The sequence below is a fragment of the Brevibacillus ruminantium genome (genome assembly GCF_023746555.1).
In the GTDB taxonomy this organism is placed as follows: Bacteria; Bacillota; Bacilli; order Brevibacillales; family Brevibacillaceae; genus Brevibacillus; species Brevibacillus ruminantium.
In genome coordinates, this window is sequence record NZ_CP098755.1 from 3,190,583 (window position 1) to 3,204,369 (window position 13,787).

General features: G+C 51.5%; 13 protein-coding genes. All 13 read right to left on the minus strand.

Annotated features, from left to right (window positions below):
• Positions 1 to 2 precede the first annotated feature (2 nt).
• Positions 3 to 800 (minus strand): metallophosphoesterase, encoded by a 798-nt coding sequence (locus tag NDK47_RS15745; protein ID WP_322112062.1) that lies wholly within the window; start codon positions 798 to 800, stop codon positions 3 to 5.
• Between the two features lie 58 nt (positions 801 to 858).
• Positions 859 to 1,437 carry a beta-class carbonic anhydrase gene (locus NDK47_RS15750; protein ID WP_251870709.1) on the minus strand — a complete coding sequence of 193 codons (579 nt, stop codon included), beginning with the start codon at positions 1,435 to 1,437 and terminating at the stop codon, positions 859 to 861.
• Positions 1,438 to 1,613: 176 nt separating this feature from the next.
• Positions 1,614 to 2,402: a sporulation transcription factor Spo0A gene (gene spo0A, locus NDK47_RS15755; RefSeq protein WP_251870710.1), complete on the minus strand. Its 789-nt coding sequence runs from the start codon at positions 2,400 to 2,402 to the stop codon at positions 1,614 to 1,616.
• A 246-nt stretch (positions 2,403 to 2,648) separates the two neighbouring features.
• Positions 2,649 to 3,983 carry a SpoIVB peptidase gene (gene spoIVB, locus NDK47_RS15760; RefSeq protein ID WP_251870711.1) on the minus strand — a complete coding sequence of 445 codons (1,335 nt, stop codon included), beginning with the start codon at positions 3,981 to 3,983 and terminating at the stop codon, positions 2,649 to 2,651.
• 149 nt (positions 3,984 to 4,132) lie between these two features.
• Positions 4,133 to 5,857, minus strand: coding sequence for a DNA repair protein RecN (gene recN / locus NDK47_RS15765; protein WP_251870712.1), 1,725 nt, complete (start codon positions 5,855 to 5,857; stop codon positions 4,133 to 4,135).
• 17 nt (positions 5,858 to 5,874) lie between these two features.
• Positions 5,875 to 6,324: a transcriptional regulator AhrC/ArgR gene (gene ahrC, locus NDK47_RS15770; protein ID WP_251870713.1), complete on the minus strand. Its 450-nt coding sequence runs from the start codon at positions 6,322 to 6,324 to the stop codon at positions 5,875 to 5,877.
• 4 nt (positions 6,325 to 6,328) lie between these two features.
• A complete protein-coding gene (locus tag NDK47_RS15775) occupies positions 6,329 to 7,186 on the minus strand; it encodes an NAD(+)/NADH kinase (protein ID WP_251876193.1) in 858 nt (285 codons plus the stop codon).
• 124 nt (positions 7,187 to 7,310) lie between these two features.
• Complete coding sequence (locus NDK47_RS15780; RefSeq protein WP_251870714.1) at positions 7,311 to 8,123, minus strand: TlyA family RNA methyltransferase; 813 nt, start codon at positions 8,121 to 8,123, stop codon at positions 7,311 to 7,313.
• On the minus strand, positions 8,120 to 10,003 hold the full coding sequence (dxs, locus tag NDK47_RS15785; RefSeq protein WP_251870715.1) for a 1-deoxy-D-xylulose-5-phosphate synthase: 1,884 nt from the start codon (positions 10,001 to 10,003) through the stop codon (positions 8,120 to 8,122). Before dxs ends, NDK47_RS15780 begins: the two co-directional genes overlap by 4 nt.
• Positions 10,004 to 10,309: 306 nt before the next feature.
• Positions 10,310 to 11,206 (minus strand): polyprenyl synthetase family protein, encoded by an 897-nt coding sequence (locus NDK47_RS15790; RefSeq protein WP_251870716.1) that lies wholly within the window; start codon positions 11,204 to 11,206, stop codon positions 10,310 to 10,312.
• Entirely contained in the window at positions 11,203 to 11,463 is a 261-nt protein-coding gene (locus tag NDK47_RS15795; protein ID WP_251870717.1) for an exodeoxyribonuclease VII small subunit, read from the minus strand. Before NDK47_RS15795 ends, NDK47_RS15790 begins: the two co-directional genes overlap by 4 nt.
• Positions 11,429 to 12,814, minus strand: a complete 1,386-nt coding sequence (gene xseA, locus NDK47_RS15800) for an exodeoxyribonuclease VII large subunit (RefSeq protein ID WP_251870718.1) — start codon at positions 12,812 to 12,814, stop codon at positions 11,429 to 11,431. Before xseA ends, NDK47_RS15795 begins: the two co-directional genes overlap by 35 nt.
• A gap of 61 nt (positions 12,815 to 12,875) precedes the next feature.
• Complete coding sequence (folD, locus tag NDK47_RS15805; protein WP_251870719.1) at positions 12,876 to 13,730, minus strand: bifunctional methylenetetrahydrofolate dehydrogenase/methenyltetrahydrofolate cyclohydrolase FolD; 855 nt, start codon at positions 13,728 to 13,730, stop codon at positions 12,876 to 12,878.
• Between the last annotated feature and the right edge of the window lie 57 nt (positions 13,731 to 13,787).

Consider the following 13,787-nt stretch of genomic DNA (forward strand, 5'->3'; position numbering starts at 1 on the left):
TGTTATGTCAGGGTCAGCATTGTCAATTCGGGTCGGCAGTAGAAACGAATCGGCAAAATGGTGGTTCCCACTCCTCGATTCGTATACACCGGCAGCTTTCCGTCTCCCGCGTACCGTAAGCCGCTGACGTATTTTTGCCCCATCGGCGGCGTGATCAGAGGTCCCAGGATCGGCAAACGGACCTGCCCTCCATGACTATGTCCAGACAATTGCAAAACAAATGGAAACTGGAGAGCCTGATCTGCATAATCAGGCTCGTGAACCAGCAAAATGACTTTGCCAGAAGCAGGAATGCCATCAAGTGCAAGCGCCGGGTCAGGCACACCGTGCAGCACGTCGTCCAAACCAGCAACATAGAGCGTACTCTCCTGCTTCTGAATCGCAGCGTGCTGGTTCATCAATACAGAGAACCCGGCACTTTGCAACGCTTCATGGATGATCCGGCTTTTCCCATAGCGCCAATCATGGTTGCCCAAGACGGCATATTTACCAAGCGGAGGCTGAAGTTTTTGCAGAACAGGAACAGCCAAAGGCAGAAGACCCGTCCCTTCGTCGACCAGATCCCCGGTAAAACAAATCAAGTCCGGGCGCTCCTGGTTGATCCTGTCTACAATCTTTTCCAGCTCGGTAATCCCCAGGTAATACCCCAAATGCAGATCGCTAAAGTGGAGAAGACGCACCCCTTTCCACGGTTCGGGCAATTCGGGAATCGCGATGGGTTGCTCAACGACCTGGAGCCAATGCCTTTCCAGTGAATAGCCATACACCGTCGATGCCGCTCCCAATCCAATCGCTCCCAAAGCGAGCCGAACTCCCCTGCGGAGAAAAGACCTTCTCGAAACCGAGGAGGAGAGGGGACTATTCACCCGCATCTGCCCGCTCATATCCGTTTACTACCTGGTCCAGTTTTCCCGTAACGGGATCAATCAATAGACCGTGAACAGGGACATGAACCGGCAGCAGAGGATGATTTTTAATCACGTCCACACTATTTTTGACGCTCTCCTCCACGCAGTCAAAGCCGCGCAGCCATGAGTTCAGTCTGATACCAGAGTTTTTGATGATATGGAATGTTTCCTCCGCGATCCCTCGCTCTTTCATTTTTGCCATCATTTTATCCGCGTTGATTGCACTCATGCCGCAGTCATAGTGGCCCACCACGATCACTTCCTCGGCATTCAGCTCATAGATTGCGACCAAAATACTCCGCATAATACTCCCAAACGGGTGAGAGACAACAGCCCCTGCACTTTTTACATGTTTAAAGTCCCCATTGCGCAAATTCATCGCCTTCGGAAGCAGTTCTTCCAAGCGGGTGTCCATGCACGACAGGACGACCAGACGTTTGTCCGGAAACTTCGTCGTTTGATACTTTTCGTACTCCTTCTCCGCAACAAAGGCCTGATTATGCTTTAAAATTTCTGCAATCGTGTTCAATGGTCAACACCTGCCTCCTCTACTCATTCTCCTTTATTTTTGCACGGATTGTTCTTCTATTCAATATGTCTGTATGCGACTCAGGAAAAAGGCTGACTATGGTAGCATGTACCCATAGTCAGCCTGCAGACGTTTTCCTCGCAAGTCATGTCGTTCATTTACGAATGCCGATCATTTCAACTAATCTTTGCCTCAATCCGCAGCTTGTCTGCCACCATCGCGATAAACTCAGAGTTGGTCGGCTTCGCTTTGGTGTTGGAGATGGTGTAGCCAAACAAGCTGGAGATGGAGTCAAGATTTCCTCGGGACCACGCTACCTCGATGGCGTGGCGGATCGCTCTCTCGACTCGACTTGCCGTGGTGTTGAACTTTTTGGCAATATCAGGATACAAAACCTTGGTAATGGAACCGAGCAGTTCCACATCGTTGTATACCATCGTGATGGCCTCGCGCAGATACAAATATCCCTTGATATGAGCCGGAACCCCGATTTCGTGAATGATGCTGGTAATGCTGGCATCCAGATTGCGCCCGCGGATTTGCATGGTGTTTTGCGGTTTGACCGCTGACACAAAAGAACTCGCTGGCTTGCTGTTGGTCATCTGGCGGATGCGCTGCGCCAAGATCTCCATGTCAAACGGTTTCAAAATGTAATAAGCAGCTCCCAGTTCAACCGCTTTTTTCGTGATTTCTTCCTGACCAAATGCAGTCAGCATAATGATTTTCGGTTGGGGAGAAAGTCTCATCGATTGAATTTGTTCCAAAACGGCAAGACCGTCTAAATGAGGCATGATAATATCCAGAATCAGTACATCGGGAATTCGTTCCTGGAGCAAGCGAATGACATCGTTCCCGTTATACGCCACACCGATTACATTCATATCGTACTGGCTGCTAATGTACTCCTCAAGCAGGCTTACAAACTCTCGATTGTCATCCGCCAACAACACTTCAATCTTGCTCAAAGTCGTTCCTCCTTACAATCACGGTCTGTTTGGAAAAAAGGTGGAAGTATACTTGGAAGTAAAAGAATCCCTAACCTCTGTCATACCACTCTTCACTCCAAAGATTATTCGACAATACCCAGACCATTCCTGCCAATGACGAAAGATTGAATGATTTTTCCGATATTTCGACAAGCATTCCCAAACTTCTGCAAAGGAATGGAAAGACCGCCCCACCTGATGGCGAGACGGATCCCATTGCTTGGTTTATGCTGCGGTTCCGGTCGACTGGTTCGATGGCGGGTTCGGACGAACTTGAAGCCCTGCGTCCTGGAGCATCCATTCGATATAACAGCCGTAGCCAGAGGTTGGATCATTTACAAACACGTGGGTAACCGCCCCAACCACTTTTCCATCCTGGATAATCGGACTACCACTCATTCCCTGGACAATCCCTCCGGTTTTTTCGAGCAACCGCTTATCCGTAACCTTGATGATCATACCCTTTGTAGCCGGGAAATGCTGTTTCACGACATTCACAATCTCGATGGAATACTCTTCTACCTTTTGTCCTTCTACCACGGTAAGGATCTTGGCTGGTCCTTCTTTCACCTGTTCGGCCAGCGCAATGGGGATGGGGTCCGGATACAAGCCCCGTTTTGGTTCTTCTTTCATTTTTCCAAAGATGCCAAACGGTGAGTTTTTGGAGATATTGCCCAGCACTTCGCTTTCATTGTAAAAACGGGCAAATTTCTCTCCCGGATTCCCGCTTTGTCCTTTTTCAATCGAGGTTACACTCGCCCGTACGATTTGCCCGTCGCCGACAACGATGGCTTGTCCTGTATCCACATCAGAGATGACATGTCCCAGAGCTCCGTATGCCTTCGTATTCGGTTCATAAAAGGTAAGCGTGCCTACACCTGCTGCCGAATCACGAATGTACAAACCCATCCGATACTCCTCGTCCTTTTTGTCTTTGGCAGGTCGCAAGGTCAGGTTTAACTTCTCTTTGCCTCGGACGACCAGCAGATGCAAAGCTGACTTTTTTTCTCCTGCTTCGCGCACCATCTTTTTGACGTCATTCATGTCATTGATATACATGTCATTCATTTTGATAATACTATCCCCGACATGTATCCCCGCCTGTTCTCCCGGGGAGAGCTTCCCACTTCCAGTGTCTACAAGATGATGACCAACGACAAGGACGCCAGCCGTTTGCAATTTTACCCCGATGGATTGACCACCCGGGATGACACGCAAGTCAGGCAACACGTTTACTTTTACAGCTTTTAACGGGATATTACGCCATTTTACCTGCAGGTTGGCCTCGCCGGCCTTCTTCGGTTCTACTGATACAGGCTGACTCAAATCAACAGATACCTCTCGTGCCTCCATGCCGTTTACATTCAGGATATCCGGGTTGCTGTTGACCAAGGTACCCATCAAAGGCATCGACACACGAAGCTGTTTCCATGAGCCCTCCATCAGGCGCAATTCGTGGGGAAAAGAAGACAAGTCGTGGAACGGGGTGGAACTCACGACGAGAGCCGTGATCAGGAGAAGGAGACTTCCCATCCATTTTCTTTTGTTGTGACGGTTCACCAGCAATCACTCCTACCGTTCCCTACCTACACCTACAGGAAACACCTCCACCTTGTGTAGTTATACTATTGCCTGCGGGGTTTCGGATTATGTCAGGAAAATGTATGAGTGATGGATGTTAACCCGGGACAGCAAAAAAGCTGCCCCTTTTACGTGACAGCTTTTCGCTTCTGCCCCAAGAGAATCATCTCCCGGGCGTGTTCTTCCGTTTTTGTCGTGACCTCGGCTCCACCCAGCATGCGTGCCAGCTCGATTACCCGCTCCTCCTCGGACAATCCTCTGACCAGCGTGGTGGTTTCGTGTTCGCTCATGTTTTTTTGGATCAGGAAGTGAGCATCTGCCAGGGATGCAACCTGTGGCAGGTGCGTGATGCAGAGTACCTGCCGTTTTTGTGCGACCCGTACCAGCTTCTCGGCGATCGCTTGCGCCGCTCGTCCGCTTACCCCGGTATCCACTTCATCAAAAATCAGCGTTTGCACCTGATCCGTCCCGGCCAGAATGGTTTTGATCGCCAGCATGACACGGGAAAGCTCCCCGCCTGAGGCAATCTTGGCCAATGGTCTAAGCGGTTCCCCAGGATTGGGGGAAATCAGGAACTCCACGGTATCCATCCCGTTTGCGTCCACCCGCCATTTGCTGCCTTCGATCTCCACGCCGTCCTCGTCCGGTACATGACGAACGTCAATGGCAAAACGCGCACGCTCCATATGTAGCTCCCTGAGCTGCTGTTCGATATCCTCTGCCAGCTTGACCGCACATCCCTGACGGATCATGGACAGCTCGGAGGCCTCTACAGCAAGGTCTGCCGCCAGCTCTACCAGTCGCTTTTCCAATTGCTGCAGCCGCTCATCGTAATGATGCATCTCATCCAGCTCATCCTGGATCGTGGCCGCGTACTCCAGAATTTCATCCACGTTTTTCCCATATTTGCGCTTCAGCGTTTGAATCAGATCCAGTCGACGCTCTACTTCCTGCAGCTGCACAGGCTCAAAATCGAGGCGATCGGCAAGCTGTCTCAGATTCAGAACAGCATCCTCCACCTGGTAATAAGCACTCTGCACATTTTCCAGAATCGGCAGCAACTGCTCATCATAAGCGGAGATTCTCTCCAGCTCACTCATGGCATGTCCCAGCCACTCCATGCCGCGCTGGTCACCGTGCAGCGAGCGGTAGGCATCCTGAATCCCGTCGAACAGCTTCTCGATATTCATCCATTTCTTCCGCTGCATGCTCAGCTTTTCGTCCTCGCCCGGCGTCAGGGAGGCGGCCTCGATTTCATTCAGTTGATATTGGAGCAGATCAATCCGCTGAACCAGCTCCCGTTCATTGCGGGACATCCGCTCGAGGTCTTGTTTGGTTTTCGCGTAGCTGACATACAAGTGCGAATACTCTTTCTTGGCTGAACCCATCTCCGCTTCACCGTAAGAGTCCAGCCAATGGATATGCTTGTCTGCCTGCATCAGCATATGCGTGTCATGCTGTCCGTGCACAGTGACCAGCCACGGCCCCAGTTCCCGGAGAATGGCCAGTGTGACAAGCTGGCCGTTGATGCGGATAATGCTTTTGCCTTGGGCAGAGATATCCCGCCGAACGAGCAGCGTCCCGTCCGGCTCCACCTGGACGCCAAAGTTTTCACAAACGGAAAATGCCGGATGTCCGGGAGGCAGCTCAAAGAGCCCCTCGACTTCTGCCCGCGTTTCTCCGTACCGGACAAAGTCGGTCGAGGCTCGTCCTCCCAAAAGAAGTCCCAGCGCGTCTATGATGATGGATTTTCCCGCACCTGTTTCCCCAGTCAAGATGTTCAATCCTTTTTGAAAGGAGATGGTGACTGATTTGATAATCGCAAAGTTGCGTATGGAAAGCTCCAGCAGCATACGTTCCCTCCACTCTCCTACAGCATGTCTCTCAGACGCTTGGATACCTCTTCGGAGTTTTCCTTGGAGCGGCAGATAATCAGGATTGTGTTGTCTCCACTGATCGTTCCCATGATTTCTTCCCAGGGAAGGTTGTCGATCAGTTCCGCCACCGCGTTTGCATGACCCGAAAGTGTCTTTAACAGGATAAAATGGTCGGCGTGATCCATGCTGACGTAGGAATCTACGAGCATTCGCCGAAGTTTTTGAAGCGGGTTAAACTTTTGTTCTACCGGAACCGAATATTTATAGCGGCCATCAGGCAGCGGTACTTTGACAAGATGGAGCTCCTTGATATCCCGTGAAACCGTTGCCTGGGTCACGTTAAATCCGGCAGCGCGCAAACGCTCCACCAATTCATCCTGCGTCTCGATCTCATGACTTCCGATCAATTCGCGAATCCGGATATGCCTTTGTCCTTTGCTCATAGAATTACTCCCATTCCCCTTGTAATTTGGTTCGTATCGTCTCAAAAAAGCTTCCTTTTTTCCATCTGATCAGCGGCGTGACATAGGAAGATTTCCAAATAAAAATCTGGTCTCCTCCCTCCAGCTTGCACCCGAATTGACCGTCTATCGACAAGCCCATCTCGTGATGAACGGCATCCACCTCGATGCGAATGACCTGATTGGGAGAGAGTACCATCGGTCTTGCCGTTAGTGAATGTGGGGCAACTGGGGTTAGCAGCAGCATATCCACATTAGGTGCTACGATCGGTCCGCCGGCTGACAGCGAATAAGCGGTGGAGCCTGTAGGACTTGACACAATAACTCCATCTCCGCTGAAGGTACCCACATATACATCATCAAGATAAACGGTACATTGAATGATACGGCAAAATGATCCTTTGGCAATTCCGATATCGTTCATGGCCGTATACCGGGCGAGCTTGGTTTGATTGCGAACGAGCTCCGCATCCAGCATGGTGCGCTCTTCCAAGTAGTATTGACCAGAAAGCAATTTGTCTACCGCTTGGGGTAAATCTTCCGGGTCCGCTTCGGAGAGAAATCCGAGTGTCCCCAAATTGATTCCCAAGATCGGCAGGGATGCTCCAGCCAAACGGCGGGCAATACCGAGCAGAGTGCCATCTCCCCCCAACACACAAAGCAGCTGTGCCTCCGCACCGATTACTTCCAAACTCGTGCCGATATCAACCCGGTCCACATAGGAAGCCATTTGTTCATCGAGAAGCACTTTGGCTCCCCGCGCTTCCAGAAGATAAACCAATTCTCTGGCCACAATCCGGGCTTCTGGTTTTCCTTTATTACCTACGATCCCAATGGTTTTCAACATGGCCCACCCCAAACTTGTTGGTTGGAAATCCTTATACAAGTATACAACTTTTCATGCATAAAAAAAGCCTGTTACCATGGAAAAAAGCCTCGTCTTGCTGATTCGAGGCTTTTCCCAGGATTCACTTCAATTCCTCATGAGCAAGGCTTACGATCTCCCTTACTTTTTCCGGCCATTCCACAGAAGTGAAGCCCCCCTCTGCTTTTTTGGCATGCAGCAGGAATTCGATGTTTCCTTCTCCTCCGGTGATGGGTGAGAAGGAGAGTCCTTTTAACGCAAACCCGATCTCTTTGGCAAATAAACCAATCTCGATCAGAACCGTCTCATGAATCCGCGGATCGCGGACGATCCCGTTTTTCCCCACATTTTCCTTGCCCGCCTCGAACTGAGGCTTGACCAACGCTACCACGTCACCATCTTCCTGTAATAAACGATACAGAACAGGGAGGATCAGTTTTAGCGAAATGAAGGAAACGTCAATCGAAGCGGCATCGGGACGCTCATCTGCGAAGCTGTCGGGGTCCATATGCCGGAAATTCGTCCGCTCCATGACGACGACGCGCTCATCCTTGCGCAGTGACCATGCCAATTGGTTGTAGCCCACGTCGATGGCGTATACTTTTCTGGCACCGTTTTGCAGGGCACAATCCGTAAAACCGCCAGTGGAGGAACCGATATCCATCATTACTTTGTCTTGCAGGTCGAGTTCAAACACTCGAAGCGCCTTGTCCAGCTTGAGTCCGCCACGGCTGACGTAGGGATGAACCTCGCCTTTTACCGTAATCGCCACGTCTTCGCTAAACTTGGTGCCCGGCTTGTCACAGCGGTCTCCCCCTACCTGCACAAGACCTGCCATGACTGCCGCTTTTGCCTTCTCTCTTGTCTCGTACAAGCCGCGTTCTACCAGCAGTACGTCAAGCCGTTCTTTTCTCATGCCTCGACAACGCCCTTCGTCACAGGCATAAGGGAACGAACGCGCACAGCAATCTGCTCGGCCGTCAGCCCTACTTCCTGCCGTTGTTCTTTCACACTGCCATGCTCGACGAAGTAGTCGGGAATCCCGATATTTTGTACCCGTATGTGATAATAGCCGGCTTCCGCCAAAAATTCCAGGACGGCGCTGCCAAAACCGCCGCTGGCCGAGCCTTCTTCAACCGTTACCAAGTCGTACCCTTCCTGGGCCAGACGCGAGAGAAGCTCGACATCGAGCGGCTTGCAGAATCGGGCGTTGACCAGCATCGGGCTGATTCCCTCTCGTGCCAGCAAGTCAGCCGCTTGCTCTGCAAGCTCGAAGACATGGCCAAATGACAGAATCGCCACGCCCCTGCCTTCACGCACTACCTCTGCCTTGCCGATCGGCAGGGTTTTCAGTTCTTCATCCAGCTTCACGCCGCGCACAGCGAGCCTGGGATAGCGATAGGAGATGGGACCATCGTATTCCACCGCGGTTTTCATCATATGCCGCAGTTCGTTTTCGTCCTTTGGAGCCATGATGACCATATTCGGAATGGCTCTCATGTAGGCCACGTCGTATACGCCCTGATGCGTCTCCCCATCCGCGCCAACGAGACCTGCCCGGTCGACAGCGAAGACGACGTTCAGCTTTTGCCGGGCGACGTCATGGATCAATTGATCGTAGGCGCGCTGCAAAAACGTCGAGTATACCGCAAAAACGGGCTTTAATCCCTGCGTTGCGAGGCCCGCCGCAAAGGTACAGGCGTGCTGTTCAGCAATCCCCACGTCAAAGAGTCGATCCGGAAAGCGCTCTCCAAATTTCAGCAGTCCCGAACCGGCTGGCATGGCTGGCGTAATCGCGACGATACGCTCATCTTCTTCAGCCAGCTTCATCATGGTATCTGCAAAGACCGACGTGTACGTGGGCGACGATTTGGGTGTGTCCCCCGACTCGATTTTATACGTGCCGATTCCATGCCATTTGACTGAATCCGCTTCTGCGGGCGCGTAGCCTTTTCCCTTTTTGGTAATGGCGTGGATCAAAACCGGTCCTTTTGTCTGTTTCGCCGTCTTCAGCGTGTCGAGTACCAGTTCTAAATTGTGACCATCGATCGGGCCGATATAGGTAAAGCCCAGCTCCTCAAACAAAATGCCCGATACAAGCAAATACTTCATGCTGTCTTTGAAGCGTTCTGCGAAATGGGCCAGTCTTCCGCCTACGGCCGGAATTGATTTGAGCAAATGCTCCAGCTCTTCTTTCGCCCGCCGATAGTTGGTCGTCGTCCGCAGTTTGCCCAAGTAGTTGTGCAAAGCACCTACGTTTGGAGCAATAGACATTTCATTGTCATTGAGGACCACGATGACGTCTTTATCTTCATGACCGATGTGGTTCAAGGCTTCCAGAGCCATGCCACCCGTCAAAGCGCCGTCTCCGATTATGGCCACAACGTGATTTTTCTCCTTTTTCAAGTCGCGGGCAGCTACCATCCCCATCGCTGCAGACAGAGAGGTGCTGCTATGACCGGTTTCCCATACATCATGAGGGCTTTCAGACATTTTCGGAAAACCACAGAGGCCTTTGTACTGACGAAGTGTCGGAAACATTTCGCGGCGTCCCGTCAGAATTTTATGTACATAGGCCTGGTGTCCTACGTCCCAAATCAACTTATCTACCGGGCTGTTAAACACATAATGTAGAGCGAGCGTCAGTTCAACCACACCCAGGTTGGGTGCGAGATGACCGCCCGTTTTGGACAAGTTTTCCACAAGGAACTGTCGGATCTCCTCTGCCAATTCATACAGCTCAGGCAGAGAGCATTTCTTCAAGTCTTGAGGATTGTTGATGCTCGTAAGCAGCATTGAAATTCCTCACTTTCCACTCGTACTCCATCTGTTGAATATGCTGCAATCCATACCAGATGGATACCTGCTTCTAGTAGCTTGCTTCATTATAACGGTTTCTTGGTAAAAACTCCACTTTCATCTCAAGGAGAGAAATCCTCACCCATTATTCGGTAAAGATCATTCCCCTCTATCGAGGACTAATTCAGGGGGAGCGCCCCGATTTCGCGGTTATTCTTTCCGGATCAGGATGAAGCCCGAGAAGTTTATCATCTCCGATACAGTCAAAAAAGAGCTGGCTTCCCTCAGGGGACCAGCTCTTCGTTATTTTTTTCGCTCAATGACGTAATCCGCGAGCGGTACTAGTGCGGAGTGCTCCAGTCCGGCTTTTCCCAGCACTTGCTTGGCTTCTGCGATCAACTGCTGCAGGCGGGTCTTAGACTCTTCCATTCCGAGCAGCGCGGGATAGGTCGCTTTTTTCCGGTCTGCATCACTGCCTACGGCTTTGCCAAGCTGGGCAGAGTCACCCTCTACATTGAGAATATCATCCTGGATTTGGAAGGCCAACCCGATCATTCTGCCGTACCCGGCCAAAGCCTCCATCTGTGTCGCCGACGCTTCCCCCAGGAGTCCGCCTCCGACCAGGGCCGCAATCAAGAGGTCGCCGGTCTTATGCTTGTGAATATACTCCAGCTCAGCCAGTGTGAGGCTCTTCCCTTCCCCTTCAATATCAGCCATCTGTCCGCCGACCATTCCCCTCGCACCGGCACGTTTTCCAAGCTCAGCGAGCAAGCGAACCACTGTCTCCGCTTTTACATCGGAACGGGTCAAATAGTGCTCCGCCACCAATCCAAAGGCACGAGTCAACAGCGCATCTCCGGCGAGGATCGCAGTCGCTTCGCCAAATACTTTATGGTTCGTAGGCTTTCCGCGGCGAAGGTCGTCATCGTCCATCGCGGGCAAATCATCATGAATGAGCGAATAGGTATGGATCATTTCCAATGCAGCAGCATAAGCGATTCCACGCTCCAACGGCTTGTCCAGCGCCTCGAGAACAGCCAAGACCAGCATGGGTCGAAGCCGTTTTCCCCCGGCCATCAGAGAATACTTCATGGATTCGTATAAAGATGCTGGCACATCTTCTTGCTCCAAAAGAGAGAGCAGATGATTTTCGATAAAAATTGTCTTTTCTTCCAAATAGGTATGAAGGGACACCGTCATTGTGCTTCTCCCTCCACACGAAACGGTTTTTGTTTGAACTGACCGTCTTCGTCAATCAACTGAGTAATCTTGGCTTCAATGGCATCAAGCTTTTGACCGCAGATTCGAGAAAGAGTGACGCCTTCCTGATACAGCTGGATCGATTCCTCCAAAGAAATCTCTCCTTCTTCCAGCTTGTGAACCACTTCTTCCAAGCGTTTCATCGCCTCTTCAAACTGGATGTCATGATTCTCTTGTTCCGTCTTTTTCCGCGCCATTTGGATTCTCCTTCCGGTAAATCTGTTCCACACGCGCATGTGCGCTGCCATCTGTCAATCGTATCACGAGTTCTTCTCCCGGAGCAAACTGCTGAATTGATTTTGCCAGCTGTCCAGCCGCGTCATAGACGAGAGAATAACCGCGCTGCATCACTTTCAACGGACTCAATGCATCCAGTTGAGCGACTGATGAAGAAAAGGCCATACGTTTTTTCATGAGCTGCTCTCGCATGCGTTCATCCAGACGCCGGCGATTGACTTGAATGGTTTGCCGGCGGTTCTCCAACTGCTCGCTCAGACGATATCGCTTCACCCTGTCAGCGAGATACTGGTACTGCTCAGCTCTTCGTTTCATGAGCTGCATGATCGCTTGTCTCATCCGCAATGTCAGCTCGTCCAGCTGCTGCTCGGTTTCCTCGACTCTCCGCTTCGGCCTGCGCATGGCATAGGATTGAACCAATCCCTCCAACCGCTTTCGCTCGGTTTGCAAGCGGCCGGTTAGCGCTCTGCTCATGCGCGTCTCCAGCTGCTTCACCCGCTCGACCCACTCCAGATAGTGAGGCACAGCCAATTCAGCCGCCGCCGTCGGTGTGGCGGCACGCACATCTGCCACGAAATCAGCAATCGTAACATCGGTTTCGTGGCCGACAGCCGAGATGACCGGTATGACGGATGCCGCAATTGCACGGGCGACTTGCTCCTCGTTAAACGCCCACAGCTCCTCAATCGATCCGCCGCCCCTTCCGACAATCAATACATCGACATCAGGCTGGCTGTTTATCACATGAATGGCGGAAACAATCGATGCTGGGGCTTCAGTCCCCTGAACGATCGCGGGAGAGAGAATGATCTCTGCCTGGGGATACCTGCGGCGGATGGTGGTACAGATATCACGGATCGCTGCACCTGTGGGCGATGTCACCACGCCGACCCGTCGCGGAAACTTTGGCAACGGTCGTTTTCTTTCTGCTGCAAAAAGACCTTCTGCCGCCAGCTTCGCTTTTAGCTGTTCGAAGGCCAGATAAAGAGAGCCAATTCCATCAGGCTGCATCTCTCGTGCATAGAGCTGATACGCACCATCCCGCTCATAGGCAGAAATGGAACCGCGCACGATCACCTTGGTTCCATCCTTGGGGAGAAAGCGAAGAAAACGGTTGTAGCTGGCGAACATGACCACCTTGATACGGGACTGGCTGTCCTTCAAGGTGAGATACATGTGACCGCTGGAATGGTGCGTAAAGTTTGAAATTTCGCCGCGTACCCAAATATCCTGCAACCTCGGTTCTTGTTCCATGACCTGCTTGATGCAGCGGTTCAGGTCGCTGACTGAAAAAATCTGCCGATTCGTCATGCGTACCTCCCGTGTGGTTTTAAAATAGCGACGAAAACCGGATCAGCTCTTTCACAAGAAATTAGATCGCTGAAAGGTTTTTGGCCGCTTCAATCGTATTTTTCAGCAGCATGGTGATCGTCATCGGCCCAACTCCGCCAGGCACTGGGGTGAGATAACCCGCTACTTCCTTTGCCTCATCAAAACGGACATCGCCGACCAGCTTTCCGGAATCGATGCGATTGACACCGACATCAATGACAACCGCTCCCGGTTTAATATCCTCGCTGCCGATCAGATGCGCTTTGCCCGCAGCTACAATCAGAATATCTGCTTGACGCGTATAGTGCCGCAAATCGACGGTCCGGGAGTGACACATCGTCACCGTAGCATTTTCCTTTTGCAAAAGATAGGAAACCGGTTTTCCCACGATGTTGCTGCGTCCGATCACGACTGCGTGCTTTCCTTCCATAGGCATCCCAGTTCGCTTGATCATCTCGATGACGCCATGAGCCGTGCAAGGAAGAAGCGAGTCATAGCCGATCATCATGTTCCCCACGTTGATCGGATGGAAACCATCTACGTCTTTTTCCGAACGAATCGCCCCAATCACTGCTTTCTCGGAGATATGGGCGGGAAGCGGCAATTGCACCAAAATGCCGTGAACGTTCGGATTTTCATTCAATTCTTCTACAATGGCAACCAGCTCCTCTTCGGAAATCGATGCCTCTTTCAAAATGATTTCCGAGCGGATGCCGACTTCTTCACAGCCGCGCGCCTTTCCTCTTACATAGGAATGAGAAGCGGGATCATCTCCCACGAGAACGACGGTCAAACCTGGGACGATGCCCTTGCTTTTCAGTTCTTCCACTTCGCCGGCCAATTGTTCCCGAATGTCTTTTGCAATTTCTTTGCCATACAATATCGTTGCTGCCATGGCGGAGAACCTCCTTCATTTGGATCACTATCATAAGTGTACCGATTCAAGGAGACT